Annotated in this window: 17 protein-coding genes and 1 riboswitch; of the genes, 8 read left to right on the forward strand and 9 right to left on the reverse strand. The window is 49.4% G+C overall.

Annotated elements, in window-relative coordinates:
* The first annotated feature begins 1 nt into the window (after position 1).
* The 8 genes from BKP64_RS04600 to BKP64_RS04630 all read left to right on the forward strand — a co-directional run bounded on the left by BKP64_RS04600 (position 2) and on the right by BKP64_RS04630 (position 10,001).
* Positions 2–1,447 (forward strand): oligosaccharide flippase family protein, encoded by a 1,446-nt coding sequence (locus BKP64_RS04600; protein ID WP_070966591.1) that lies wholly within the window; start codon positions 2–4, stop codon positions 1,445–1,447.
* Positions 1,448–1,551: 104 nt separating this feature from the next.
* Positions 1,552–2,997 carry an oligosaccharide flippase family protein gene (locus BKP64_RS04605; protein WP_070966595.1) on the forward strand — a complete coding sequence of 482 codons (1,446 nt, stop codon included), beginning with the start codon at positions 1,552–1,554 and terminating at the stop codon, positions 2,995–2,997.
* Between the two features lie 46 nt (positions 2,998–3,043).
* Positions 3,044–4,177, forward strand: coding sequence for a glycosyltransferase family 4 protein (locus tag BKP64_RS04610; RefSeq protein WP_070966598.1), 1,134 nt, complete (start codon positions 3,044–3,046; stop codon positions 4,175–4,177).
* Positions 4,178–4,249: 72 nt separating this feature from the next.
* The gene (locus BKP64_RS04615; protein ID WP_083329144.1) at positions 4,250–5,191 is read left to right on the forward strand and encodes a glycosyltransferase family 2 protein; all 942 of its coding nucleotides are present in this window, start codon (positions 4,250–4,252) and stop codon (positions 5,189–5,191) included.
* Positions 5,188–6,180 carry a glycosyltransferase family 2 protein gene (locus tag BKP64_RS04620; protein ID WP_070966603.1) on the forward strand — a complete coding sequence of 331 codons (993 nt, stop codon included), beginning with the start codon at positions 5,188–5,190 and terminating at the stop codon, positions 6,178–6,180. The genes BKP64_RS04615 and BKP64_RS04620 overlap by 4 nt, the downstream gene beginning before the upstream one ends.
* 112 nt (positions 6,181–6,292) lie before the next feature.
* On the forward strand, positions 6,293–7,075 hold the full coding sequence (locus BKP64_RS19010) for a polysaccharide pyruvyl transferase family protein (RefSeq protein ID WP_157755400.1): 783 nt from the start codon (positions 6,293–6,295) through the stop codon (positions 7,073–7,075).
* 203 nt (positions 7,076–7,278) lie between these two features.
* A complete protein-coding gene (locus BKP64_RS04625) occupies positions 7,279–8,820 on the forward strand; it encodes a golvesin C-terminal-like domain-containing protein (RefSeq protein ID WP_070966606.1) in 1,542 nt (513 codons plus the stop codon).
* 50 nt (positions 8,821–8,870) lie between these two features.
* A complete protein-coding gene (locus tag BKP64_RS04630; RefSeq protein ID WP_157755401.1) occupies positions 8,871–10,001 on the forward strand; it encodes a hypothetical protein in 1,131 nt (376 codons plus the stop codon).
* A 55-nt stretch (positions 10,002–10,056) separates the two neighbouring features.
* Here the strand turns inward: BKP64_RS04630 and BKP64_RS04635 are convergent, their stop codons facing one another.
* The 9 genes from BKP64_RS04635 to BKP64_RS04680 all read right to left on the reverse strand — a co-directional run bounded on the left by BKP64_RS04635 (position 10,057) and on the right by BKP64_RS04680 (position 24,616).
* On the reverse strand, positions 10,057–11,007 hold the full coding sequence (locus BKP64_RS04635; protein WP_070966610.1) for a glycosyltransferase family 2 protein: 951 nt from the start codon (positions 11,005–11,007) through the stop codon (positions 10,057–10,059).
* A 9-nt stretch (positions 11,008–11,016) separates the two neighbouring features.
* Positions 11,017–12,003, reverse strand: a complete 987-nt coding sequence (locus BKP64_RS04640; protein ID WP_070966613.1) for a CapA family protein — start codon at positions 12,001–12,003, stop codon at positions 11,017–11,019.
* A 5-nt stretch (positions 12,004–12,008) separates the two neighbouring features.
* Positions 12,009–13,391, reverse strand: a complete 1,383-nt coding sequence (locus tag BKP64_RS04645; protein ID WP_070966616.1) for a phenylacetate--CoA ligase family protein — start codon at positions 13,389–13,391, stop codon at positions 12,009–12,011.
* A 631-nt stretch (positions 13,392–14,022) separates the two neighbouring features.
* Positions 14,023–16,605, reverse strand: coding sequence for an RIFT barrel domain-containing protein (locus BKP64_RS04655; protein ID WP_070966622.1), 2,583 nt, complete (start codon positions 16,603–16,605; stop codon positions 14,023–14,025).
* A 115-nt stretch (positions 16,606–16,720) separates the two neighbouring features.
* Positions 16,721–18,172 (reverse strand): oligosaccharide flippase family protein, encoded by a 1,452-nt coding sequence (locus BKP64_RS04660; RefSeq protein WP_227515507.1) that lies wholly within the window; start codon positions 18,170–18,172, stop codon positions 16,721–16,723.
* Between the two features lie 37 nt (positions 18,173–18,209).
* On the reverse strand, positions 18,210–19,088 hold the full coding sequence (locus BKP64_RS04665; protein ID WP_070966627.1) for a CDP-alcohol phosphatidyltransferase family protein: 879 nt from the start codon (positions 19,086–19,088) through the stop codon (positions 18,210–18,212).
* 272 nt (positions 19,089–19,360) lie between these two features.
* Complete coding sequence (locus BKP64_RS04670; protein WP_070966630.1) at positions 19,361–20,791, reverse strand: exosortase/archaeosortase family protein; 1,431 nt, start codon at positions 20,789–20,791, stop codon at positions 19,361–19,363.
* 122 nt (positions 20,792–20,913) lie between these two features.
* A complete protein-coding gene (locus BKP64_RS04675; protein ID WP_070966631.1) occupies positions 20,914–21,663 on the reverse strand; it encodes a PEP-CTERM sorting domain-containing protein in 750 nt (249 codons plus the stop codon).
* A 41-nt stretch (positions 21,664–21,704) separates the two neighbouring features.
* A riboswitch (cyclic di-GMP riboswitch) is annotated at positions 21,705–21,787 on the reverse strand.
* 192 nt (positions 21,788–21,979) lie between these two features.
* On the reverse strand, positions 21,980–24,616 hold the full coding sequence (locus BKP64_RS04680; protein ID WP_070966634.1) for a tetratricopeptide repeat protein: 2,637 nt from the start codon (positions 24,614–24,616) through the stop codon (positions 21,980–21,982).
* Positions 24,617–24,658: the final 42 nt, after the last annotated feature.

Below are 24,658 nucleotides of genomic sequence, written 5' to 3' on the forward strand. Positions count from 1 at the left end.
TATGCCCAACGTCCGCCGTGCCATCATTTTTTCCTCTTTGACGGGCTATAGTCTTCAGATTCTGGGTCTGGTCTCGACAATGGCCGTCGCCCGTCTGTTGAGTCCTGAGGAAATCGGCACATTTGCAGTGGCAAGTGCGATTGTAATGGTCATAGGCGAGTTCAGGGTACTGGGCGCAGGAGCCTATCTGGTCAGGGAAAAGGAGTTAACGGTTGAGAAAGTAAGATCGGCTTTGGGGCTGACCATGATGATTTCGTGGGGTCTGGGTGCAGGGATATTTCTTTCTGCGCCCCTTGTTGCCAATTTTTACGAACTGGCTCCAATCGTGCCGATATTTGGCATTCTTTCAATCAGTTTCCTCTTAGCACCTTTCATCAGCCTCCCTTTTTCCATCTATGCCAGGGAGATGAATTTTGATGTTCTTTTCAAGGTTCAACTGGCTGGCGCACTAGCGAATTTGGCTGTAACAATATCGTTAATCCTGATGGGATTCAGTTTCTTCGCGCTGGCGTGGGGCTATACATTGGGAATTATTACGCAGTTTGTCATGTTTTCATTGTTTTATTCGCCCGAGTCTATGCGTTATGTTCCGCATTTCAAAAATCTGCGCGAGATTGCGAGCTTTGGTGTGTTTAACTCCACATCGAATCTTTTGCGCAAGGCCCTCACGATTGCACCGGATCTGGTCATAGGAAAACTGGGGAATACCCACCAGGTAGGTATTTTTTCTCGGGGGCTGGGGTTCATGATCTTTATATTCCAGTCGCTGGCGACTGGAGTAAGCCCCATAGCTCTTCCTTACCTTTCCGGTACCCGGCGCGAAGGGGGTGACCTCGCCTACGCTTTTTTGCGAGCAAGCGTATTGCTGGGCGGTATGGTGGTGCCCGTGCTGGCTGTTGGCAGTTTGGTCAGCCTATCTGCAATCAGAATCTTTTTCGGCGACCAATGGGATGCGGCAGCACCTATTGCGACTTGGCTTGCGCTCTGGGTTGCAATAAGGTCAGTATTTTTCTTTTCGTACGACCTGTTCCTTGCTGCCGGAATAGAGCGGGAGATGGTCGTTAGAGATGCGGTGGTATTGGGGTCCGCTATAGTCTGCATCCTCATAAGTTTCCCCTATGGCCTCGAACGAGTGGCACAGGCGCTCATCATTTCAGGCCTGGTTGAGGCCGTTGTGACGACATGGATGCTGAAAAAATACATTCATCTGTCTGTAGGGCGGCTGGTGAAGGCATGGCTACCTAATATCTTTATTGCGTCTGGCTGCACACTTGCGACTGTCTTTATCAAAGATTTCTTGAATTTCGATGAGCAACCTGCGCTGGTCAGCATTTTGTATATGGCGCTGTTCATGCCGCCGATCTGGTTGATCTTGCTGGCAGTTTTCAGACACCCGCTCTTGCCGGAACTCCGGAAGATAATTCCGATTATGAGGCCCGGGCGATGAGTTCCTTGCCCCTTATTTTGAAGACACCTCGGTATAGTGGGAAAAGGCTTAGCGGTTCTAGGGCGATATCCCTCCCCACAATCATGGAAAGAGCAGCGTAAGCCATGTCCAGGGTTAGAAAAGCTCTCCTTCATTCGTCTTTGTCTCAATATGGTGCGCGACTGATCGGTCTTGCGACGACCATGATCGTAGCCCGGCTGCTGACGCCCGAAGAGATCGGCGTATTTGCCATAGCGAGCGCAATCGTAACGGTTCTTAGCGAGTTCAAATTATTAGGTGCTGCCGATTACCTGATCAGGGAAAAGGAGCTGAGTGAACAGAAAATTCGGCAAGCGCTGGGACTAACCGTACTTATTTCATGGGGGCTGGGAATTACAGTTGCCTTCTCTGGTGTTACCGTCGCTGGCTTCTACAATGTAGAAGCGATAGAGACCTTGTTCTATATCCTTTCTATTAACTTTTTCCTGGCGCCATTCATTAGCATTCCGATCGCGTTGGTAAATCGGGAATTTAATTTCCGCCTCGTGTTGCTGGTCAATTTTGCCGGATCTGTTGCTTCGCTTGTCTCTACTATTGTTTTGATAAAAATGGGATTCGGATACTACGCGTTGGCCTGGGCTCTTGCCGTCAAAACGCTGATTGAACTTTTGGTGGTGCTATTTAGCTCTGAATCATCGCTTTATTGGAAGCCGAGCTTCTCTAATGTAAAGGAAATTGCCATATTTGGTTTTTACAATTCAGGGTCGAACCTCCTCAAGCGCGGAGTGAAGATTATCCCGGATTTAGTGATTGGCAAAATGGGGACACCGGCCCAGGTAGGGCTCTTTTCCAGGGGGTTGGGCTTTGTGGATTTCATTGCAGGAACACTGTTTATGGGGGTGTCGCCCGTGGTGTTGCCCTATCTTTCTGAAGTTAAAAGGGAGCAGGGGAACATACTGGATGCCTACACTCGAGCTGTCCTGATGCTTAGTGCTGTAATCTGGCCAGTATTGACTGTGGCGGCAATTGCAAGCCTTCCCACGATTCGTATTTTTTTCGGCCCCCAGTGGGATGCAGCTGCTCCTGTAGCATCCTTTATGGCACTCTGGTTGATTCTCAGAACCACGCATAACTTTTCAAATAACCTGCTAGTAGCTGTAGACAGAGAGCGGCTTATGCTCTTTAAGGAACTCATCATTTTGGTCGCCGCTGTTGCCCTGGTTATCATCAGCTTTCCACTCGGTTTGAATGCCGTGGCAGGATCTTTCCTGGTACTCGGTGTCATTGAAATTGGGCTGGTTAGCTGGATATTGCGAAACGCGCTGGGGCTAAAAGTCATGAAGTTTTTCGGGGCGTTGTTGCCAAACGTTATTATTTCGATTGTTTGTGGCTTGGCAACCTGGGCAATATCATTCGTCGTGCCGTTTTCGGCGGATAATGCATGGAAGCCTGTTGGCGCTATAGCGCTTTGCCTGCCCATTATATGGCTTACCTCACTCTTTTTGCTGCGCCACCCTTTGGCAACTGAGCTGGGTTTCCTTTTTCGGCGGACCATCGCTCGCAGTTCTTGAAATCAGCTTTTGCGAAAAGCAGGACATAGACAGGTCAGGGAGAGATATGAGAAAAACTCTGTTGATTACGGAAATTTTCCCACCTACTCATGGTGGTAGCGGGCGTTGGTTCTGGGAGATATACAGACGCTTCCCTTTCGGTACCGTTCAGGTTCTCACGGATGAAAATCCGGACAGCGAATCCGCCGACGCTGAGTTTCCCCACAGAGTTTTCCGGGATTCGCTAAGCTCTCCCGTCTGGGGAATCGCATCCTTAAAGGGCTTAGTCTTTTATTGGAAACTGTGGAGAAGAGTGGACCAGATCTCCCGCTCCCATTCCATCCAACAAGTCCACTGTGGGCGGTTAATGCCTGAAGGCTTGGTAGCACTGCTTAACAAAATGCGCCGTAGCATTCCTTATACATGCTACGTGCATGGTGAAGACGTTGAAATTGCCAGGACTAGCCGGGAGATTTCTATCCTTACCCGGTGGGTGATGCGTCATGCTGAGAAAATCATCGCAAATAGTGAAAATACCGCAAATATTCTGCGCTCATGGTGGGGGATAGAAGACCAGTTGGTTGTCATGACTCCTGGCGTGGACGTAGATAGATTCAGGCCAGCGAGCCAGAATCGCCCCAGCAGGTGGCCGGGTAAACGAGTTGTCCTCACAGTTGGTCGTCTCCAGAAGAGAAAAGGTCACGATATGATGATCCGTGCATTGCCATTGATCCGAAATCAAATTCCGGATGCGCATTATTGTATCGTGGGGGGAGGCGAGGAGGAGTCAGCACTCCGCTCATTGGCGTCATCGCTGAAAGTGCGCGATTTGGTTGAGTTTGCTGGGGAACTCAATGACCAGGATATGCTCGAATGTTACCAGCAGTGTGATTTGTTCGCACTTCCCAACCGTCGGGTCAATAATGATGATGAAGGTTTCGGTATGGTGCTCCTGGAAGCACAAAGTTGTGGTCGCCCAGTGTTAGCCGGTGACGCCGGAGGCACACGAGAGACTTTAATTCAGGGCGACACAGGAGTAATTGTTGACTGTACAGAACCAGAGCCGCTGGCCAACAAAGTCAATGAACTACTAGGTGACCCTTCACAACTCGATAAGATGGGCCAAGCCGGTCGTGTTCACATGGAAAAAAACTTTAGTTGGGATGAACTTGCTGTTCGCGCGATCGAGCGACTTGGGTGAGTCGTAGAAGGGGGTAGCTTCAAGGAAAATAATAAAGGCCAAATAGCACAAGTGATATAGAGGGAGCCAACTTTGAAGGAATCAATATCGGTGGCAATTCCGGTCTATAATCGGGCGGCCTGGATTAGCAAGACACTGGATCACATTTTTGAGCAGAGCATACCTGTGGATGAGGTCGTTCTCTGTGATGACGGATCTACCGATAATCTCGAACAGGCACTTGAGCCCTACAGGAGTAGGGTCAAGCTGATTCAAATCGAAAATAGCGGCCCCGCCATTGCACGTAAGACAGCAATCGAAAACAGTCAGGGTGACTGGATTGCCTTGTGTGACAGTGACGATTTTTGGCGCCCCGACCATATTGAAAGTTTTCTCAGTGCTAAAGCTAAGTTCCCCGAGAGCAATCTTTACTTCGCTAACTTTATAACGACTGACGAGCCGGACCATACCAAGTTCGAGTTTGCTCCAGAAGGTTGGTTTGAGCAGCTTACCGGTGAGTTATGGCGGGAATCAAAGCATTTCTACCGCTGCGAGCAACCTTTCCTGAGGGCTTTGTTGGAGTTTCAGGCATGCTTTCAATCGTGTCTCCTATTCAAGCGCGAGCTTTATCAGGCAACCGGTGGTATATGCAAGCACGTCTCCCGCTGGCCATCTGAAGACTTCCATTTGACCGCGAGGATGGCAGCGATCTCTGATGGGGTGATTTGCACCAAGCAAACTGTCCTGATTAACAAACATGGCGAAAACTTTTCTGCGGAATATGTAAAGAATCTGGAAGGGGAGGTGAGCATTTTGCTGGATCTTCTTGATCAGGGGCTGTTGCCGGAGACCTTGCTGGAAATGGTAGAACAGCAAAAAGACCAGTTCACTAAAAGGTTATTCCGATCCTATTACTGGACATCTCAGTTTACTAAAGCGGTTGAGTTGGCACGAGGTATTCCGGGTCACTCTTTTAGCCTTCGGGATCGGGCACGCTTGGCAATTGCTTTTGTTCGTGGAAGGTTGAGCTTATGATTTCCGATCCATTGGTAGAGGCCTCTCAGCGCCAAAGCGAGAGCGAAAGCACTCCTTTTTTCAGCATTATAATGCCGTGCTTTAATTCAGAGAGTTACCTTGAGGAGAGCATTAGATCTGTTCTTGAACAGACGGAAACAGATTTCGAACTAATCGTTGTTGATGATGGATCATCAGATTCCTCAACGAGCATTATCCAAGATATAAATAAACAAGATCAACGCGTGAAGCTGGCTGTGAACAAAGGAGGCAAGGGCGCCTCGGGAGCACGAAACTACGGTGCATCCGTTTGCGTAGGGGAGTGGTTATGCTTCCTGGACAGTGATGATCTCTTCGAGCCAAATGCGTTAGCACAACGAAGGGACGCCGCTTCGAAGGCGCCCAGTTGTGAATTTTTCAGTTCTGACTTTTTTCGCTGGCAGGCGGATGACAAAAGTCCTGCCAAGCTGCAAACTGATGTTAATGACTATTGGAAGTTTTATTTCAAAAAAGCCGGAACCTGCGGGCTTTATATCCTTACAGAAGATATTGCTCCGATATTTATAAAGGCACCGCTAGCATGGACGGGGGGAGTTACGATGAAGAAAAGCCTGTTCATGGAGCTCGGAGGATTTGATGAGGCTCTTATCCGGGCAGAGGATGATCATCTTTGGATAAGGGGAGCAACAAAAACAGGGCGTGTTGGCTTGATTGGTTATCCTGATGCGTATTATCGGATCAGAACCACAGGCCTGTCACAGGGTACCGGTGCAAGGACGCCTTACTCCCCCATTATGCTAAAAAGATTATTAAAAGAGCCTTTGCTAAAAAATTATAAAAGTCAAATTTCGGATAAATTGGAGCTCGAAACCTATTTGCTCTCGCTATACTACAGAGAATGCGGAAACCGCCGTCTTGCAATACAGTTTGCATGGCAGAGTTTTCAGGCGTCATCTTTTAAATACAGTAAGCTGCGCAATCTGGTAGGCACGATTATAAATAACAGTTAATGTGGTGAGGTAAAATCTTTTGGCAATATTTTATTATTCGGATTTTTCTACCAATAAAGGTACCAGAAATTTCGGAGACGACATCAATCCACTGCTCTTGCGGAAGTTGTTTTTGCCTGAAATAATCGAAAGTAAAGAGGTATGCATTGTTGGTATAGGAACTCTAATAAATGATAAAAATGTTAACTTTCTACGAAATTTTCCTAAAAAGATCGTCTTTTCTTCAGGTGTAGGGTATGGAGGGTTGACAAGAACTTTCGATGATTCATGGGACTTTTCCTGTGTCCGAGGTCCGAATTCAGCGGAACAGTTACGATTAAAAAAAGAAAGGGGGATTTGCGATGGTGCTGTTCTCCTATCTGATTTTTACCCAGTAATCCCAAAGCAACAACGCAATGAGGGAATAGTTTTCATCCCCCACCTTAAAACGGACTGGTCTGCAGGGATCCCACTAAGTAAAATGGCAAAAAGAGCAGGTGCTTCCTACCTGCCTCCAAATGTGCCCCTTGATGAATTTATAGCAGCTGTTTCTGGAGCCGACCTTGTCATTACTGAAGCTATGCACGGTGCAATACTCGCCGACACGATGCGAGTGCCATGGATCCCAGTCAATGTTCATGAACATAACCGGTTTAAATGGGAGGATTGGTTTTCTTCCTTAGAATTAAAATACCAGTCTCACAGTCTTTCTCCTTTGATTTGGAACCCGACTAAGCACGGTTATTATAGGTATTTAAAAATACCGTATCAATTAATAAAAGAGGAGCTATTTTTACGCTCTTTAAAACAGGTAATAGCTTATAGTGAACCTATTCTTAGCTCTGATAAGATATTGAGTGCCAAAAAAGAAAAGCTTTATGAGTGTGTAAGATATATAAATGAAAAGTATGGATAAATTATAACAAAATTTAATTTTTTAAATTATTTTATTTTTTATAATAAAATTACCTTTAAATAATCAGCGTTTTTATTTTTGGTCTTTAGCATAATTTTTTAGAGCAATTTCTTATAACCGGTCACTGGATCTATTGGGCAGATGTGCCACTCTTTTAGTTACCTTTACGTTTTGGTAACTAACGACATCCAAAGGGGTGGGGTATGCTCGGGAGAAAACGTGACATTTTGCTGATGGGTGGGCTCGCGACGCTTGCCGGGTGTGCAATCCAGCCCTCCCCATTTGAAGAAAGGTTTCCTCCCACAGCGGCAGGTATAGGCGAGGAAGTGATTGTTGATGACTCAGATTCGACTTTTTTCTTTGAGGGGCCTTGGGTTACTTCTTCAGCTAGCTCCGGTTACCTGGGAGAGGGCTATCACGTTATCTCCAAGGGTCAGGGTGACAATTACGCGGTCTGGAATCTCGAGTTAATTGACTATTACGAGATTTATGTTCGCTGGACTTCTCACTCCAACCGAGCTTCGAATGCTAGCTATGAGGTGCATCATCTGGATGAGGCGAATCGCCTGGTTGTTGACACGGTAACGTTGGATCAACGTTCCGGAGGGGGCGAATGGTTTAAGCTCGGCACCTATAAAATGTCTACTCTGACTGGCAGGGTGCAACTCATCGATGATGCGGACGGCTATGTTGTCGCTGATGCAGTAAGGTTTGTACCGGTTTCCCTATCGGTGGCAGAACCGGTAGCTGTTGACTCTGACGGCGATGGAATGGACGACGCCTTCGAGACCCAATTCGGATTGAATCCTGACGACCCGAGTGATGCAACAGCAGACTCCGACGGCGATGGTGTAACGAATCTGGAGGAATACTACGTAAGGACGGACCCAACGAACTCTGATACAGACAGTGACGGAATCCCCGATAGCTATGAACTTAGCTACGGGTTAAACGCAACTGTGAGTGACGCTTCAGGGGACCTGGACGGAGACGGGTATACAAACCTGGAAGAATACGAAGGTGGTACGGCGGCCAATTCGGAAGCAAGTTTTCCGGGGCGTGGCATTTATGTGTCATGGGACCCTCCTACCACTAGGGAAGATGGGTCACAGCTCGATCTATCCGATATTTCCTACTACGTCGTACGTTACTATCGAGATGCACAGCCACCGGACGTTTTGATCGACAATGAGTCTGGCTTCTTTGAAATTGTTGGCGCTACGGTGGCGCCTTCTTCTCACACTCCTGGCTATTGGGGGGAAAACTATTACCCAATTCCTCCAGGCAATGGGGAAGTTTTTGGCAAGTGGAGTTTTTACGATTTGGTTCCGGGTGCTGGCTACTTATTACAGGCTCGTTGGACAGCTGGCTTCAATCGGTCACAACAAGCTACTTATAATGTGACCTTTGTAGACGATTCCGGCACAGAAACAACCCAAACTGAAATAGTTGACCAAACCTTGAATGGCGGAGTTTGGGTTGATCTGGTGAAGTTTACTTCGGGCCAAAACACCGCAGTGGTTCGATTGGGCAGCGAACCTGACGGTTACATCATTGCTGACGCGATTAAACTAACAGGATCCGGCGCTACGGATGTAAGTGTAGTAGAGGTAAGGGATAATCAAACATCTGTAAGGATAACGGAAGAGCTACAGCCTGGTGTTTGGTTTTTTGAAGTCAAGGCGGTCGATACTGCAGGTAATGAGAGTGCGTACAGTCCAACTGTCACTGTTCAGGTTCAGTGAAGTTAAGACACGCACAAGAGTCAATATGCTGTTTTTAATGTGAGTGGTGCATGATGAATAGAGAATTTAGAAGTTTAGTTTTCGTAGTCTCCGCTTGTTCAGTGTTCTTATCCGGGGGGCTCCATTCGGAAGTTCTGTTTGAAGAGGACTTTGATTCCCAACCCGATTTTACTAGCACCATGCATACAACGGAGAAGCGCCAAGAGTCCAGCTCCGGGGACATTTTACCTAAGGGCTGGAATGCGCTGTACCAAACAACAGCATGGTCGCCAGAAACTGGTTACCCATCCAAGCACGCGACATTGGAAATCCTTTCCTCGAACGCTGACAAAGCTATGGGTGGAACCGGAAAGTCGGCGGTGATGTATCGGGAGTCTTCAAGTAATCAGTGGAACTCTGACAGTCAGTTGGTGAAACTGTTAGATCAGGGCGTGGACGAGCTTTATGTGGAATTTTACATTCGGTTTTCCGACAACTGGTGGCACAGAGCTAACTACGCAAACTACGCATCCAAGATGTTCAGAATCGGACACTGGGATGGGGTTCGGGACCTTTTCAACGGGGCCTTGGGTGGCCTTGGGCCTTTGGTGTTCTGGGACTACAAACGTGACCAGTACGGAATGAGTAACTTCCTGAGCTTTCGTGGGGGGCCGGGGGATGAAGGTAATAACTATTACTTGAATGGCGAGTATCCAGATTATGTAAGCCTGGGCTATGGCTATTTCACTCTTGAGGAAGCACCAGGCGGCACTGATCCACTGGTTGTAAATCAGGTAGAGGGTGGCTACCTCAAGGACATTGGGCGGTATGATCCTATCACCCACGAACAAGTTTTTGGCACTACCGAGCATTGGACAAAACTAGGTTTCTACGTCCGCATGAACTCAGCCATCGGGGCGGCTGACGGAATATTCCGGATGTGGGTGAATGACCAGCGAATTGTGAATAGGGAGAAAATTCCTTTTGTTCAGCCCAATACCGACAACGCCATGCTGAAATGGAATTATATTGCCATCGGTGGGAATGACAATTTCTTCCCATACCCCGCAGACCAGTTATTTGAAGATTGGTATGCGATTGACAATATTGTTGTCCGCAGTGATATGCCTGTTAATCTTGGTGTAAGCGATACTCTGGGTGATGTTGCACCAACGCCGCCGTCAGACTTGGTGGTGGAATAATTTGAAGTGGAAGACAACCCGGGAAAGCCCTGAGAATTTCTTTCTCGGGTAGTCTTTAGAACTTTTTGTTAATTATGGGTTTTATAAGACCTTTTGATCTTGCAGATAAATAAAAAAAATCAAGAATTAGTATTCCGGCTATTTCACTGATATTCTGTGGAAAGTATCGTGTAAGTAATATGCGCTTGGCCGATAGGGCCACGGTAAGTAAAGTGATTGAAGAAAAACCTATTATTATTGTTGTGCAATTCAATAAAATTATTCCAAAAATAATTAGTAATATTGAAATTATAAATAATATTACTATCCAAAACATATAATCTGAAATCGAGTTATTTAGGAATCGAAGATAGTTTTCTGAATGCCATACTTGACGAGAAAAAAACTCCTTTAGGGATTGAGGGTTCCCAAGATGAACAACTGCCAAAGCCCTATCTATTTTTACAGAAGCTCCATTTTTCCGTAGTCTCTCTGAGAGGTCTGAATCCTCGCCCGACGTCATTTCCTCGTTAAACCCATTAATAGATTGGAAATTTTGTTTGTGTATAAAGATACAAGAGCCTAGAAGGTCAGGTTGTAATCTTGGATATTTTGGGTTTTCCAAAAGCCATAATTTCTCGATCCAATTAGGGTTCTGACGGGTTTTACAAGGTCCTCCGTATACGGTGTTTTCGTTATTTTTAAGCAGCCGTACTCCCCTAGAAATCCAGCTTGAATCAATCAAACAGTCAGCATCAAGGAAAATCAAAATTTCTGCCGTAGCGTACCGTGCTCCGAGGTTTCGCACCGCACCTACATTTCCTTTTTTCAAACATAGTACCTGATCAGAATACCTTTGAGCGATATGAAGAGTGTTATCAGAAGATCCATTGTCTACAACGATTATTTCAATCAAGCTATTAGGGTAATCTGTTTTGCGTAATGCTATTAAAGCTTGCTCAATATAACGTTCTTCGTTGTAAGCGGGAATAATGACGGATACAGAAGGTAGAGAGTCCTTGCTCATATTGAATCCTTATATTTTTCTAGCGAATTTTTTCAGGATGAACTGACTCTTCAGCCTTCGGTTTCCTTTCCAAAAATCTTTTAAAAATCTCATCAGCTTCCTTCTCTGCTCTCCGCTCATATCAGGGCCATGCTCGTAAAGCTTCATGAAGTGATTAACATCTTGAGCTGCGCCTTTCAGAATTGGAAAGCCTCCGTGCTCCGATATATTCACGGGCCATACACGACAGGCTGTAATGCCTTCTTTCTCAAGCTCAATGTCTAAAATCCCTGATTCACAAAGTCGGGAGTCCCAGAACAAGTCGAAAACGAAGTTTCCCAAAGAGGGGGCGACAATGGCCTGTTCCTGCCTCCAGATTTCATAGAAGAGATGTGGGTGCGCGCCAATTACACCTCTGACTCCGATACTGCAGAGTTCATCGATGATGGATTTCTGATAGTCCAGGGTTCTAGTGGAGGACTCGAGACCCCAGTGCAGCATCACAAAGAGGTGGTCCGCTAAGCTGACAGAATTTCGAACTCTGTTCAAAAATTCAGAGTTGAGTCGTTGGTAGCTTGATTGTCCCGGATCTGTGTTATCGGGGACGTCTGACGCAGACAAAAAGCCAATAGTCTGAGAGCCAACTTCAAGCGTGACCAGATCTTGACCTTCAATGCCTACTGGCTTGATACCAATCGCTCGGAGAGTTTCAACGGTATCGCTGAATCCTTTCGCACCGTGTTGGACTGTATGGTTGTTGGCAACCTGTAGTACCTTGAATCCGCCTGAAGATAAGAGTCTGGCATGTTCGGGATCGCCACGAAGAACCGAGCTCTCAACATTTTGTGGATTATAAGCATGATTTGTTATTGGCGCCTCCAGGTTTCCCGCAACGAAATCGGCTTTAGAAAGAACTTTGTGAACGTGGCTGAAAAGGTCGCTCGTTTCCGCGTAGGTCCTGGGGCCATGTCCGAATGCCGTGTAGTACTCACCGATGTTAATATCGCCAACAAACATTATTCTCATTCTTGGCCCCCAATGCTGAACTCCCTGACAACATTGCGGAACTTGCCGTTCGGACCTCTTGTGATTTTGGATACGGGTTCAATATTAACCTCCATTTGGGAGGCAGTCCTGATTTCGAAGTTCTTAGTTAAGGTTTGGAGCTGTGCGGTGGTAGGGGGGGCGCTAAAAACTACCTTTATCGTGCAGTGTTTTATCGAACTTTGGATGATCTGGGCTTCAATTAGACCATTGAGCCCTTTAAATATATGGTCAAGTCGACCGATACGTCTTCCATCGGGCATCTCGATATAGTCATCGATTCGCCCGTTGATTTTTTTAAGTTTATGTATCACTGAGTCATTGATGGACTCGTTAACCGCCATACCTGAGTCGCCTATCTCGTACCGCAATAGGGGCATTGCATAATTGGTCAAGGTTGTAGCTATCAGTCTTCCTTCGGACTCAGGTGCGCCGGCATCATTGAGTAATTCGGTGACCCCTATAACAGGATTGAGGCGATAGCAACCATCTCCTTCTTGGCCCGCAAAAAGCACGTACTCTGCTGTACCGTAATAATCGTAAACTGGGCAGTTAAACGCTTTCTCGATTCTCTCCTTCTGCCACGCTAACAAGGTTTCGGAGTTTGTAATTACGGCTCTTGGCCTGAATGCTGGTTCAATTCCAAGGTTCAAGTAGTGGGAGGCAAGGTCGGAAATAGCAGATGGATAACCAATCAATTCCCAAGGGCTGAAACGTTCGAGCTCTTTTGCATACCAGGAAAAAGTGCTGCTATTGAGGTGATAGCTTGAAAACAGCATCTGATTTTCGGCTCGGTTAAATCTGGCAAATGGAGGATTCAGACGGCTGGACGGCTGTATCATTCTCCCTGCGAATGTTGCTTTCCGAGCGCCGAAGGGTACGCCGTGTGCCTCTTCATGATCGACAAGAAGTGCCATTGCCAGTTTGTAGGTGTATTCGTCGACTTCCAGTGCCAACGGCGTACCAGTGCTGCCACTGGTGTGCTGGACCATATAGGTTCTTTCTGCAGTTGATCGAAAACGTTTCGTGTTTTGGCGTAGGGTTTCCTTATGAAGAATAGGTAACTTACGTATATCCTGAACGCTGGTAAAGTCTTTCTCGGTCAGTCCATGTTCTGCTAGTAGCTTTTGGTAAAATGGAACGGTTTGCCTGCAATGCCGTACCATGTTGTGGAGTTTTTCTGCCTGCCAGGCTTCCACTTCTTGACGGGTCCAGTTTCGTGACTGCCTGAGGAGCGTCAAAATTTCAGGGAATATACCTTGATATCGCTTTCTGTAGAGGTGATAGCCATAGGCAGAGACTAAGAGATTTTGCAGCCATATCGGTGAGGCGTAGTAGATCTGTTCTTTCACTGAGCCCATTCACCGCTCTCCCTTGATGGTGTTGTTGCTTGGGAAGCTTCAAATCGATTACGTAATAACCTGGCTGGGTTCCCTGCGACTATGTCTCCGCTTTGCATGGGGCTGACCACAACGCTCCCAGCCGCGACAATGCTCTTACTATTGGTGGCGCACATGACGACTGCTTGATTGCCGATCCAGCAATCACTACCGATGTCAATCTTGTCGTATTGTCCTCCCTGTTCTTGAATGGGGCGATGGACGTCTCCAAATTCATGTTGTCGGCCGCCACTAAGTATGTGGACGCCGCTACCGATAAGGACATTTTCTCCGATCCGGCACATGCCAATATTACACTGAGGCCCGATATATACGCCTCGACTAATTGTGGTGTTCCAATGAGAAAAGACTGTTAGGAATCCCACAGAAATATCGTCCGAAGTTTCAGGGCAGGCCAGGTGGTAGAACGCTGCGCGTACGTATATTCCTAGTTTGCCAGGCACCAAGCTTAGGGATTGGGAGAAAGACTGAAAGGTTCCGTCCCGATTTCCTCCGTAGCATAGAGTGCGGTAAAGCAGGTAGACAGGCATCAATAGAACGATGAAGAGCTTTTTTATAGTAGCTTTAGCCAGAATTCGTGGTTTCATCGGGGTCACCACCTTGCGTTGAGCCAGGCTCTTTCGCGGCTTGGGCGGAAGCCTCGGAGTCCGCGGACCAGCCGTTGACTGATTCTAGAAAGAAGGCCAGCTATCGATAGAGTGGGTGGTTTCGTTCTTAAATGATCAATCAGATCGGTGGTCAATGCCGTTTCCGGCAACTCGGGCAGGGCGTCGTATTGGCCATGGTTCTGCAGAAGGATAACCTGGATACGGGAAAAATCACGCTCTGGGCTGGCTTGAAGGGTTTTGATGACGTAATCAAACCATTCCGTGGCTTTTGACCGATAGTATTCTTTCTGGGTGGGGTCAAAATATACTGCCTGATGCATGAGCATTACCTTCCGTATGTCTTGAGCCGCCCAGGTGTGATTTGCGAATTCGAGCTGTTCCGGGTGATTCAGGAACGGTTCTTCGTTGCGTGCCATCCATCGGGTGTAGTGGCGGAAGCAAGCCAACGCGTATTGGTACCGGGAGTCATACTGGGCGGACTCACCTTTGATGAGCAAATAGCGACTCAGGCTATTTAGCAGTATCAGGTAATGCCACCCGGTTTCCACATCCAAAAGATTGCGTTCTGCAATGTTGTCCGCGGGATGGAAGGTTGCCAGGATGACTTCTTCGGCCCGGCGTAGCCAGTTTTCATCTGGCTCCAGCAGGGACGCGTCCAACAGGGCATTTATATAATTACCGGTGCCACGAGTGAACGGGTAGCGGTGGCGGGTTGGTCGCTGTCCCTTTAGCAGAGCTCTCAATTTGGGAATGTCCTGTTTTTTTAGAGCCAGGATCTGCTCCAGCAAACCGCCATTGCCTTCGTGAGTGCATACCATCCAGTTTGCCAGGTCAAGCACTGCCTGCCGGGATGCTATCTCTCCGGTCATCAGGTAGTGGTAATAAAGTCCCGTAGTGTAACAATGCTCAGCAGCCGGTCCGCCACCAGTCTGGCCAGGGGTGCTGCTGGTGTCGTTATGACGACTGAACGTACGGTGCGTCGCCGTGTGAGCATCCAGGTAGTGGTCCGTATGCCAAAACAGGCCGTTGTTGTATTCAGCGCGATCTTCGTCTGTGTGATAGATATCAATGTCGACCACATGGCGGGCAAGATCGTCCATTAATTCATACCAGCGCCGGTCACCGGTCAGAGCGAATTGGCGGGCGAAACCATAGATCGCATCGTACTGGTTGTTATAGTGCGATATGAGCGGGGCTGAGCCTTCGGGCTGATAGAGTGTTTCGTGGTCAGCGAACAGGTCCCCGTAGTTTCGCCAGCCGTATTCGTCTATTTTTTCGCGCTTTTTGAAGAAGCTGTTCTGCCCTTCAATGCCCTGTCTGATGAGTTTTTCAAGTGGTCCTGGTGGTGCGCCCGCACGGAACCAGGGGAATGCGTCGGCAGTGTCGTAAACACAAGCGTCCAGACTCGGAGTCAGGGGCGAATAGACCCAGTCCAGATTGCCGTTGTCCTTTGTGTGGTCAATGAACACGGTGAGCCGTTTTCGCTCTCCGCCCTGCAGTTCATAGAGTTGGCCAGATTCTTCCGGGAACAAATCTGCTACCCATCGGGCACGTTCACCCCAAAGGGATGTGGGAAAATCTTGCCAAAACCTAGGCATGGCGACTTGAAGTCGCACATCTTCATTTTCCCATGTTAACTGGGGGTTGGCGCGCAAACCCTCTGAGACGGTTTCCCCGCCCTCTGATAACCGGAATCCACAAAACTTTGTCGTTACCTTCCCGTTGCGGTCAATATGGTTGAGGCTATCCCAATGCTCGCCGCCACTTGAATCCTGATAGATGCCTGCTGACAAAGTTGACTTAACGGGGTTGGAGGACTTCGGTTCCCCTGATGAGATAATGAGGCGTCCGTTTCCAGGACACTGGGTCTCCACCTTCAGGCCACGGAAAAACGCGGACCCTTCGTCGCCCAAATCCCACAGACCGCCCGGATGCCTGGCTCTGCGTGGGTTGTGAAGTGTTACAGCCAGCTCAGTTAGTCCTCGTGTTCCGTAAACAGAGAGTTCACAGGTGATTCTGAGCAGCTCTGTCCCGTCGTTTTGGTGCCAATAGCCTTCTTGCTTGATATGCGCGCTGACAGGTCCGTTATCGACTACTTCCCAGCCTCCGGTTGAAATGAACTCAGCCTTCTGAAGGCTCTCATCTGTCAGAAAGATTTGCGTTCTGGCGGCAGGGTTTTCACCGATGACAGTGTCCCAGACGAGTCTGTGGGGGTGGAAGGCGTAATTACCGATTGGGGTCTGAATAAACAGTGTGTCGTTGGCATGTTCAATGGTTACCGTTTTTTCAGGCACAGGAGAGGCGCCGGCTATGAGACGTAGCGGCTTGGTAGTATTCGCCCCTAGCGTCGCAAGAAAACTGAGGTGTAACCAACGAATACTGCCGTCGGGCCAGTGTGCGAGCTCTTTCGCCTGAAAAGGGATGGGCGGTGAGTCTTCTCCCCCGGAAAGAAGCAGGTTAGAGGTACTTTTCAGGGCTCCCGAAGGGATGGGGATGCCGAGGCTGACAGGCTCGTTTTTACGATCCAAATCCGCATAATCGGATAAGGTAATACTTATGGGTTCCATCTGACGTCTACTACCCACGTCCGTTTGGGAAAACTTCAATTATGTAAAGAGCATATCGTGTTCTGCCGGTAACATAAAGTAACATTTTATGGCCGGGATTGGCTTTGGGGTTTCTTTATCCACTTGGCCTGGTCCGCCGTGCCAGAGAAACCAGCGATGAACTGACGAGCCCCCATTCTTCAGTGCGTGCGAGAAAAAGCCAACCAGTGGCGACAGTGACAATCGCGGCTACTGCAACATGGATCGTCCCCAGCACCAAAAACTGGATAAGGAAATGGGCGCCTGCGACCGGTACAGCATTGGCTGAGAAAATGCCGCAGACAGAGCCTATCAATGCCGGGATACACAGAGCTGCTAGCCGAACCAAATCAACCCGAGTTTGTATCTCCAGAATAAGCAGGAGTGAGGCTGTTGTTATCACTGCGAGCCAACCTCGCCACCACGCCATCGCCTCAAGGCTATGTGTTGCCCAGCGCCAGAGGACCAGAATGATTGTGAGGGTGGAAATAACGTCGAACCAGAACAGCAGTTTAACGCGTCCCTGGGCAATGATTGCATCACTGATTAGAGCAAAGAGACAGAACGTAAAGAAGAAAAGTCCAAAGGCCTGAAGTAGATGGCCGTAATCACTCCAGTCGGGCCCCAGTAAGACGCGAACGATAAGATCTGGATAGCTCATTATAAATACAGTAATGGGCATCAGGACTGTAATCATTAGCGCCAGGCTCAAGCGAATACGAAAAGCGAGTATTGACGGGCTGTCTTTGCCGTTGGCAATTGCTGCGAGAAGGGGCTCACTCATGGGAATAATGGCGGACAGTGCCGGTAGAAGGCTGACCTCCCTCACAAGGTTGTATCCCCCCAGATGGGACGTACCGAATACTCTCGAGACCATCAGATTATCTATTTGAGAGCGGGTAAACCCTACGATCCCTCTCAAAAGTAACCACTGGGAGAAGTTCCACTGTTCACTGAGCTTAGATAAGGACCAGCGTGGCCTGTAGGCCTCTACATGGTAAGAGCCGACGGTGTAGATAATGGCCGCAACGAGGTTGCCAGCGATGATCGCCCAGTAACTAGGGTGAACAAGCGCAATGGAGACAACCGTCAGGAAGGACAAGCCTTTTTGCCAAAGGCTCAGTTTGAAAAGCGGCCTGTAGTTAATATCTCGTGCAAGCCGAAGCATTCCCGGTGTTTTCAGAGCACGGATAGGCAACGCGAGAGACGCGACAGCGAGCGCTAACGTTAGGTCTGGTTCATTAAACCACTCAGCTACCGCCGAAGATCCTCCGATGATCAATACTGCAATTATGGACTTCGAAAGGAAGTCAAAAGTCCAGGCAGTGTTGAGATCTTCATCATCCAGCTCACGTTTTTGCACTATGTATTGCTGGTTGCCGGTTTCAACTAGCAGTTCAAAGAACTGAAGCGCAATTGTGACCAGTGCGACAACACCAAAATGCTCAGGCGTGAGTAGTCGTGCAAGAATCAGTGTGCTGACGATGCCCAGCCCACGGTGTATGAGCTGTAACCCAAGTAATAATCCAGAACTCTTGATGACCTGCAAGCTAATGGACATAGGGGCGGAGGCTAGAAGCTGGTCATTATTTGAAAGAATTCTCTAGTCGACTGGAGAGCTCCGACGCAACTCTGTCGGAGCGAATATAAGTCCATGAGTAATCCATGATGTTTACAATGGAATACGCGGCCAGGAACATGATTAGAGCTTCAATGATCCCATCTTGTGAAAAGATATGCGTCGCCATTAGATCGAGCGCTGCGCCCAAGCTGAGTAGTATGGTAAAACCGTTATAGGATGTACTGGCGACCCGAATCCTGGAAAAAGCTGAACGGAGTCTGGATTTAAGTGATGAGCGTTTTTCACTTTCAGGAGCCGTACATGTGTCGGATCCCTGACCTTTTGACTGAGCCTGTCCGGTAAAAAGATTGGAACGCATCATTTCTCGTTCAAGGACTGGATATTTTGATAATTCTTCCGACAGGATATTTGCGGGGAGTTGAGCCAGCAACACGCGAAACCTATTCCAGATATAGAGGATCCACACCGCAACCCATGGCCAGATTTCGCCGCTATCGAGATACAAACCCAGCGCGAGACATGGGAAAGTCGCAGTTTCGACAACAAAGTGATTCCACCGGTCTAACACAGCTCCGTTTACACTGGCTCGTCCGTGGTGTCTTGCAATCTGACCATCGACGTAGTCCAGCAGGTGGTGGAGTAATAAAAACAATGACCCAAAAAATATACCCCAAGGGCCCAATATCATTAACGCTGCGCCAATTAGCCCTGTAATAAGCATAGAGACAGAGGCATGGTTTTCATTCAGTCCCAATCTCAAGTAAAGGTGGGTAATACGCAGTGAAACCGGTAAGCCAAACCAGCGTGAGAAAAAGTCGCCTCTCTCGGAAAAAAGAGACCATTCACGTTCCTTTAGAGCCCCGAACTTAACATTGTCTTTCATAGCCTGAATCCTTTCTTGTCTCCGAATCCCTTACAAAGTCTTTTTAAAGATTCGTGCTTTATTAGATGTCAGCAGCTACTCGCTTTACTACTCTCAGAATACTTTGAACTCAACTGATAGCAAGCCAAATTCAGGCAGAAAAACAGTATGTCAGGCCCAAGCACTGGGGATGCGCAATTGGTGTGTAAAAAAAGCCGACGGTTGCCTGTTTCACCATGGGTACACCGCTGTGTGGGAAGAATGAGCTGTCCTTTAGGCAGGGGCCATCGATCCTAAGGTCTCAGATACTCGGCTATTTCAGCCATTTTCCCTTTAACTAGGCTGACACCGTTTTCGCAGTTCCGCCGCCCACAGGGCATTTGAAGGGTAACGAGGGCGAAACGGGTCTCTCCACCAAGTGTAGCCGGAATCTGAAGCAGTTTGGCTTCATGGTAGTTCCACCCCTGCCGGGAGCCTACCTGGTACCACTGTGCCATCAGTACACGTTCTCTACTCAGGATATTCCGATAAATTGCCAGGCCTGGCGCGACTTGTTCCTCAATATGCCAGGTCGAGTTGTCATAGGTGTTAGCCAGGTAGGGGACCAGTTTGTCTCCCGCGCTCTGTTTTTGTGTTTGGGCCAGGGAGATCCACAGGGCTCCTGAACTCCAGACCTGTTCAGTGAGCGTGTCCGGTAGGGTGACTGGCAAAGGAAGAGTTGGGTTTTCCCTGAATTGAAGCTCGGGCATTGTCAGATCCCATGCCGGCTGTGAGCTTGTTGACGGCTGGCTGAGTATGAGGCCGAGTGGGCCGATCGCGATCGCTACCAGGACGGCAATCAGGCCCTGCCTTTGGATTCGAGCGCTTTTGAGGGATGGCGCACTTTGCCCGTTTCTTTTGCGCACAGGTGAAAAATACAGTGCCGGAAATATGAACGCCCCAAACACGATCCATCCCATGGTTTCGTGGTCTGTGAGTAATGCGCTTTCCATGTTGGTTTCGTAGGCAACCACGACAAGAATAGTAATCCGAACCCAGTTCGCCATCAGGCCTATCGCAGTGGCGAGGGCCAAAGTCCCTATCCAGCCTTTCCAGCGGTAGTCGTTCAGGATGGCCGTCATCATGGCCAGCAAAATCGATATGGCGAAATAGCGAATGCCCGAGCAGCCATCTGCAATGAGCAGGCGGCCATACGGCAAGGTAATACTGTTACCTTCGATCAGGGCTGTCATTCCAAACAACCGAACGATGGCACTGACGACGGTGCTGGCCAGGGAGACCAGTGCGGGTACGAAATCGGCCCATACCGGCAAGGATAGTGACAGCAGAAGAACATAAGGCAGGAAGCTTAGGGTATTCTTTAAGCCTAGCAGCGTCCACGAGACGGCAGCGACACCTACCGGAAGCATCAGGAAGGCAAGGGTGTCGATCCGAACAAGCTCAAGAAGGCCCCAGATTAGTGTCGCCGCTATGAGGACCAGTCCCCCGAAAAGGCGATGTGGATAGTATTCTGAGCCTTCATTCCGGGATGCAATTGGCGGGTGTATCAGTATGAGGACCAAAAAGATAACTGCGGTCGCCAAACCATGAGCCAGGACCTGCTCAAACTCCAGCCACTGGGACGCCAATCGGAGCCAGGTGGGAAAGAAGACTACAACGGCTATCGCAGTAACGATCAGGTAAGGGCGTGAGTGGGGTAGGTCGTTTAATGTTTTCCTTAACATCTTGGCGTCCATCAGACTGCAACTGTCACAATCGGAATATTGTGTACTTCACTGATAGGAAAAACAAATAATTAGAACGAAAAAAGCCAGCCGAAGCTGGCTTTATTTGTTGCCAATCGATATCAGGCTTTCTGACGACGACGGGCTGCACCGAGACCGGCAAGGCCAAGTCCCAACAGTGCAAGTGTGCCAGGCTCAGGAACTGGTACCGCTGACTCGATAAACACAACCAGGTCGTTAAAGTCCTTGTCGCTCTGGCTATAGATTTGATCCTCAAAGGCTACAATCCATCCGCCTTCAGTCCAAGGGCTTGGGTTGCCAAAGCCTGGGAGATCAATGCTATCGCCATTCCCGCCTTGGTAAGCGACCATTTGGTCTCCCCCATTAGGATTGAGAAGCGTCTGGGAATAGAATGTATTGCCAGCGGTGCTCATGAAGAAGCCGAAGTCCGTGGAGGAGAAGTCTACGCCGGTGTCTGAAAAACCGCCACCGAGATCAGCGAAGACACTGCCATCGGAATCAAGACCAAAATCAGCTAGCGCACCCGGCGTCGCAGCTCCACCGAAAATCGTAAACATTGTCCCGGGATTGTTCGGGTCGTAGATGCCAAACGAATTAATACCAGCATTTCCGGCGATTTCTGCTACGAATCTTACAGGTGAAATACCAGAATCAGTATTGGTCCAGACATCGTCGGGGTCAGCCTGATCCGCATTCACGTCGATGGACGAAGAGCCACCTACAGTAATTCCGTCCAAAATTGTCTGAAGCGAATCTTCACCGTTGGCTTCATTCGTTTCTACATAAACAGCGCTTGCAGAAGCTGTCCAACTGAACAACGCCACTGCAGCAGCAATAAGTTTAAGTTTCATGGGTATTCTCCGGTTGTTTAGCTCTAATTCCCTGTAGTGTGCTTTGCAACCAGGCTGTCTCTTGTTGTTTTAGAGATCCTTGGCTTTCCGTCCCATTCTCACGAATGGTTTGGCCTCCGACCGGGAATCAACCCCGATCCTCAACTGTGTTTATGCGATAAGCATGCCAAATCCATAACATGTTGAAATCATGGTGGAAAGTCACATTGAGGATGAGGGGATGTAAAGGATTTCGACAAGAAGATAAGTAGGGCCGGAGTCTGGTAACTTTCCGGCCCTCCCGAGTGCGCAGATATAGGTGGGTTGTCAGGGTTTTTTACAGTGACTTTTTAATGGATTCGAGGTGGTCCTCGATCTCGGGATTACCGGGTGCGAGTGCAAGGGCTTTTTCCACGGCATCCCGTGCCTCAGCGTGCTTGCCGCTGAGGTGCAGCACCCAGCCATAGGTATCCAGAACTGCTGCATTTTGAGGAGCCAGTTCACTGGCTCTCTGGGCGAGTTCAAGGGCCCTGTCCGGTTGTTCTTCGCGAAGCAGCCACGCAAGGTTGTTCAGGGCAGTAACATTACCGGGCTGTCTGCTAATAACCTGTTCATAGTGATTGGCTGCAACAATTTCCTGTTTGTTGGCCATCAGCCATTCGGCTCTCGCCAGGTTCGCGGCGATACTATCCGGTTCTTTGCTGATCCAGTTGTCGGTGAGTTGATCAACGCTCTCGGGGGCCTCGGATTTGGCGAGGGCAAGGAGCGATGGCATTAGCCCGGTGTCCTGGGACGATTGCCATTGCTCGAGGAGATAATCGTAAGCCGGTGTTGCGCCCTGTTGCTGTCTGAGGAGGTTGGCTCTGGCAAGAATAATGGCGGCATTCTCACCAAAGCTTTGTTCGACGCCATCCAGGGCGGAGAAGGCCTCGTCCAGGTCGCCTTCCATTTGGGCAATGCCGACCGGTAGCAATGCGAATCCGAGATTTTCCGGTTCCAGGGTAATGGCTTCTGCGGCTTTGGCGCGTGCTGTGCTCCAGTCTCCGGCTCTGGCAGCAGACTGGGCTTCTGCGAGAAGGAGTTGGCCCATGGCGCGTTTCACCGGAGCGGCATCTGAATCTTGCCATTGGGATAACAGGGCTCGTGCTTCCTTGAGCTCTCCCTGGCGAATACTGATCAGCGATCTCAGCGTATCGGTACTCCATTTCAATTCAGGGTGAGCCTCGCCAGTTTCCGCCAGCCAGGTTTTTACTTCTGCTATGGAGTGGTCGCGGGCATATATCTGGCCGGCCTGCTGGATTGGCTGAATCGAATCCGGAGTGATGGTCGCAGCGTCTATGAGCATATTCACGGCATTCTCGGAATTGCCGGAACGGGCATAAAGGCTTGCCAGGGCAACTTTGGGGGCCTGAAGTTCCGGACTTTCTTTTGCCAGCTCTTCAAGACGCTGTATTGCCTCGGCCTGGTTGCCGAGCTGAGCATCCGCAAGGCTGGCGAGCAACAATGCCTCTGGCTGGTCTCTATACCCGTTCAGGAGGGAGTCGCGTATTTCCGCCGCTTCCTTCTGTTCGCCCTGCTGAATCAGGAGGTTCAGGTAGGTGGCGGTGGTTGTCCATTCGGCGGGTTGCGACGTAAACGCCATGCGCAGTTGGGCCAAGGCCTGCTCAGGTTTTTCCTGCCCGATGTAATATCGGGCCAAGGCGAGCCTCAGGCGCACCCTGTCCGGTTCGTTGCCAATAGCCTTGCTCAGACTGGCAACGCCTTCGTCCTGGTGCTCGGGAAGACTGAGCGCCAGGATGCCATGCATTGCGAGCAGTTCATTATCGTTGGGCCGCGCCTCTATTGCTCGTCTTAATGTCTTCAGGGCCGCCTCTCGATCTCCGGTGTCGATCTGCGCCATGGTGGCTGCGCGGATGAACTGGGTCGGTGTGGTCTCGGGGTCCAGGTTTTCAGTGAGGAGTTGCGCCCCTTCGTCCAGTTCGCCGGTGCCTGCGGAAATGGCGCCGAGCATCAGGGAAATCTGTTCGTTGTCCGGATTCAGCTTGAGCATGTCGCGAAGAATCGATTTGGCGTCCTCCAGCTTGCCTTCTTTGATGGCGGCAATGGCGGCTTCAGCCTGCTCGCGAGCAGCCGTATCAATATTCTTCGCCAGGATAGTGTTGTAAACCTGGGCCTCGGTAATTTTGCCCTGTTCAGTCAGAACCCGTGAAAGTGTCGTTAGCACGTCCCGGCGAATCGGCAGGAAAACATCCGAGGTGGGGAGCACGGCGACGGCATCTGTTAACGTCGCCGAAGCGGCTTCAAGTTGATTCTCCCGGTACTGTGCAACGCCTTTCCAGTAAAGTACTTCCGGGGCCTGCTCATGCTTGGCGAGCCAGTCATCGGCTGCGGAGACCGCCTGAGCCTGTTGCCCCAGGGAGATATGTGTTTTGAGTACGCCGGCAATCGCCTCTACGTTGGAAGGGTTGCCCTGGGCGAGGCTCTGATAGAGCGCCAGGGCTTCTGCCACTTCGCCGGACCCACCAAGTGCCTTGGCCCGAATCAGTGCGGCTTCCAGTTGCTCTTCGGGGGAACCTGGAGTCTGTTTCGCAAGCGCTTCCATCGCTGATAAATGTTTTCCTTGCTCTGCATAAGCTCGAGCCAGGGTTAACGCGACAGCGTCGGTATGGTCGTCAACCCAGGGTGCGAGGAGGTCTGATGCCTCTTTTACTGCACCGATCTCCAGATAAAGGTTGGCGAGCCGGACAATGTGGTCAACATTGTCCGGCTCCATCTGAATCGCGTTTTTTACTTCAAGAAGTGCGGATCGGTACTGGCCCTGTTCCGCGTATGTCTCTGCCCGATTTACATGGGAGATCGCCTCGGATGTGTCTGGCTGGTTGTTGCAGCCTGTGAGCAGAGGCAAAGGGAGTAGGAGGCTGCTGAGAAGTATGATCCGGGTTACGGTGTTGGAGGTCTTGTTCCTTGATGTCATGAGCGTCTACTCCTTGAACTGCTTGTTGTTATGGCGGGCTGC

Origin of the sequence: Marinobacter salinus, assembly GCF_001854125.1 — a bacterium.
GTDB lineage: Bacteria > Pseudomonadota > Gammaproteobacteria > Pseudomonadales > Oleiphilaceae > Marinobacter > Marinobacter salinus.

Excerpts from the sequence above, each read along its gene's own strand:
- BKP64_RS04600 (WP_070966591.1), top strand. The coding sequence starts at position 2 with ATGCCCAACGTCCGCCGTGCCATCATTTTTTCCTCTTTGACGGGCTAT.
- BKP64_RS04605 (WP_070966595.1), top strand. The coding sequence starts at position 1,552 with ATGTCCAGGGTTAGAAAAGCTCTCCTTCATTCGTCTTTGTCTCAATAT.
- BKP64_RS04610 (WP_070966598.1), top strand. The coding sequence starts at position 3,044 with ATGAGAAAAACTCTGTTGATTACGGAAATTTTCCCACCTACTCATGGT.
- BKP64_RS04620 (WP_070966603.1), top strand. The coding sequence starts at position 5,188 with ATGATTTCCGATCCATTGGTAGAGGCCTCTCAGCGCCAAAGCGAGAGC.
- BKP64_RS04625 (WP_070966606.1), top strand. The coding sequence starts at position 7,279 with ATGCTCGGGAGAAAACGTGACATTTTGCTGATGGGTGGGCTCGCGACG.
- BKP64_RS04630 (WP_157755401.1), top strand. The coding sequence starts at position 8,871 with ATGATGAATAGAGAATTTAGAAGTTTAGTTTTCGTAGTCTCCGCTTGT.
- BKP64_RS04635 (WP_070966610.1), bottom strand. The coding sequence starts at position 11,007 with ATGAGCAAGGACTCTCTACCTTCTGTATCCGTCATTATTCCCGCTTAC.
- BKP64_RS04640 (WP_070966613.1), bottom strand. The coding sequence starts at position 12,003 with ATGTTTGTTGGCGATATTAACATCGGTGAGTACTACACGGCATTCGGA.
- BKP64_RS04645 (WP_070966616.1), bottom strand. The coding sequence starts at position 13,391 with ATGGGCTCAGTGAAAGAACAGATCTACTACGCCTCACCGATATGGCTG.
- BKP64_RS04655 (WP_070966622.1), bottom strand. The coding sequence starts at position 16,605 with ATGGAACCCATAAGTATTACCTTATCCGATTATGCGGATTTGGATCGT.
- BKP64_RS04665 (WP_070966627.1), bottom strand. The coding sequence starts at position 19,088 with ATGAAAGACAATGTTAAGTTCGGGGCTCTAAAGGAACGTGAATGGTCT.
- BKP64_RS04670 (WP_070966630.1), bottom strand. The coding sequence starts at position 20,791 with ATGTTAAGGAAAACATTAAACGACCTACCCCACTCACGCCCTTACCTG.
- BKP64_RS04675 (WP_070966631.1), bottom strand. The coding sequence starts at position 21,663 with ATGAAACTTAAACTTATTGCTGCTGCAGTGGCGTTGTTCAGTTGGACA.
- BKP64_RS04680 (WP_070966634.1), bottom strand. The coding sequence starts at position 24,616 with ATGACATCAAGGAACAAGACCTCCAACACCGTAACCCGGATCATACTT.